The organism is Burkholderia sp. HMSC10F09, from assembly GCF_001806955.1.
Classification (GTDB): domain Bacteria; phylum Pseudomonadota; class Gammaproteobacteria; order Burkholderiales; family Burkholderiaceae; genus Burkholderia; species Burkholderia multivorans.
Genome location: NZ_KV786574.1, coordinates 1 through 2,453, shown reverse-complemented (window position 1 = coordinate 2,453; position 2,453 = coordinate 1). Strand labels below are relative to the sequence as shown.

At 70.3% G+C, this 2,453-nt stretch carries 2 protein-coding genes; one reads left to right on the top strand and one right to left on the bottom strand.

The genetic code is table 11. The annotated features are described in order from the left end of the window. Nucleotides 1-426: 426 nt before the first annotated feature. The gene (locus tag HMPREF3115_RS05180; protein ID WP_070553612.1) at nt 427-1,338 is read right to left on the bottom strand and encodes a LysR family transcriptional regulator; all 912 of its coding nucleotides are present in this window, start codon (nt 1,336-1,338) and stop codon (nt 427-429) included. 98 nt (nt 1,339-1,436) lie between these two features. On the opposite strand from HMPREF3115_RS05180, the gene mdlC reads away from it, so the two are divergent. Further along, on the top strand, nt 1,437-2,453 hold a 1,017-nt coding region (gene mdlC, locus HMPREF3115_RS05175), incomplete at its 3' end, for a benzoylformate decarboxylase (RefSeq protein ID WP_070553610.1).

Here is a 2,453-nt window from a genome sequence, read left to right as displayed (position 1 = left end):
CTTACCGGGGCCCCATGCTTCGCGGTCGGCTCCGGTTGGCGCTTCAGCGCTTGCCGGAGCCCCATGCTTCGCGGTCGGCTCCGATTAGCACTTCAGCGCTTGCCGGGCCCCATGCTTCGCGGTCGGCTCCCGTTTGCGCTTTAGCGCTTACCGGAGCTCCGTGCTTCGCGGTCGGCCTCGGCTGGCGCTTCAGTGCTTCCCCAGGGCGTCGTTGCTCTACGGACCGGCCGCGGTCCGCGCGTCGGCGGGCACGCCGCCGCGTTCGGCGTTGGCTCGGGGCGTCGCGGCGAGGCGGCACGTCGGCACGATCATTTGCTCGTTACGTGAGCGAATGATCGTATTCGGCCGAATGAAAGTCAAGGCGTCAACCTGGCATTTCGATGGTGCGCCGCACCGGAGGCCTCCGGCGCCGTGCGATGGCTCGGATCAGCCGCCTTCGCGCGTTAGCGCGACGAGTTCCTCGAGCAGCTTGGCTGCAGGCCCCGGCAGGATCCCGTGACGGCGTCGGAACGCGGTCAGCATGCGCCGCGCGAGCGCGTCGCGCACCGGCAGCACGTCGATCGTGCCCGCGCGCTGCTCGGCGCCGAACATCGGCTCCGGCATCCACGACAGGAAACCCGCATGCGCGACGAGGCTCTTCAGCGTCGTGACCGAACGCGTCTCGACCGCGATGTCGGGCAGCGGCAAGCCATGCGAATCGAAGGTCGTGCGTACCTGGTCGAACGGCGCGGTGCCGCGCGGCGGCAGCGCCCAGCGTGCGCGCAGCGTGTCGGCGAGCGTCGGCGGCCGGCCGAGCGCGCGCAGCGGATGGTGCGGCGCGGCAACGATATGGCTGCGATCGGTCCACCGGCATTCGGGAATCGCGACGATCTCGTCGGTGTCGGGCGCCTGCGCGGACAGCGCGAGGTCGATCTCGTGCTTGCAGAGCCCTTCGGCGAGCCGGTCCCATACGCCTTCGAGAATCTCGACGCGCAGGTTCGGCCAGCGATCGAGCACGCGGCCGATCGCGATCGGCAACACGAGGCTCGCGATGCTGCCGACCGCACCGACCTTGATCGTGCCCTTCGCCAGGCCGCGCATCGCGTCGAGCTCCTCGCGCGCGTGTTCGGCCTCGTGCAGGAGCAGCGTCGCATGCGGCAGCAGCGCTTCGCCGAACGCGGTGAGCTGCACGCCTTTCGAGTGGCGCTCGAACAGCGGCGCGCCGACCTGGTCCTCGAGACGCTTCAGGATGCGCGACAGCGCAGGCTGGGTGACGTGCAGCGCGTCGGCCGCGCGGCCGAGGCTGCCGCACGCGACGATCGTGGTGAAGGCGCGAAGCTGGCGGAGGTCGAAAGTCATGCGCAAACGGTATGGGTTTTCGCCAAAAATACAGTATCCGAGAATGGCCTGCACTTCGATACTGTGCGGACCCATCCGTTCTCGAGGAGACGCCCCGCATGTCCGGCCAACCGCACGCCGCCGCCACGCCCGCGACCACCGTTCGCGACGCCGTGATCCATCTGTTCCGCCAGTTCGGCATCGACCGCGTATTTGGCAATCCCGGCTCGACGGAGCTGCCGATGTTCCGCGATTTCCCGGACGATTTCCGCTATGTGCTCGGGCTGCAGGAGGCCGTCGTCGTCGGCATGGCCGACGGCTACGCGCAGGCGTCCGGCAATGCGGCGGTCGTCAATCTCCATTCGGCGGCCGGCGTCGGCAACGCGATGGGCAATCTCTTCACCGCGTACAAGAACCGCACGCCGTTGATCGTTACCGCCGGCCAGCAGGCGCGCGCGATTCTGCCGTTCGAGCCGTTCCTCGGCGCCGCGCAGGCCACCGAGCTGCCGAAGCCGTACGTGAAATGGAGCATCGAGCCGGCGCGCGCGCAGGACGTGCCGGCCGCGATCGCGCGCGCGTACCGGATCGCGATGCAGGAGCCGCGCGGGCCCGTGTTCGTGTCGATCCCGGTCGACGACTGGGACCAGCCGGCCGAACTGCTGCCGGCGCGCGACATGAGCCAGGTCGTGCGGCCCGACCCCGACGCGCTCGCGCGGCTCGGCGACGCGCTCGACGCCGCGCAGCGTCCCGCGTTCGTCGTCGGCGCGGCGCTCGATCGTGCGGGCGCGTGGGACGAGGCCGTGCGGCTCGCCGAACGGCACCGCGCACGCGTGTACGTTGCGCCGATGTCGGGGCGCTGCAGCTTTCCCGAAGACCATCCGCTGTTCGCCGGCTTCCTGCCCGCGATTCGCGAGCAGATCGTCGCGCGGCTCGACGGGCACGATCTCGTGTTCGCGTTCGGCGCGCCCGCATTCACATACCACATCGAGGGTTTCGGCCCGCATGTGCCGCCCGGCGCGACGCTCGTGCAGCTCGTCGACGATCCCGGCACGGCCGCGTGGACGCCGCAAGGCGACGCGGTCGTCGGCAATCTGAAGCTTGCGGCGCGCGATCTGCTCGCGCGGCCCGCGCCCGCC

Bases quoted from the DNA above. Each gene is read 5' to 3' on its own strand.
- HMPREF3115_RS05180 (WP_070553612.1), bottom strand. From the start codon at position 1,338: ATGACTTTCGACCTCCGCCAGCTTCGCGCCTTCACCACGATCGTCGCG.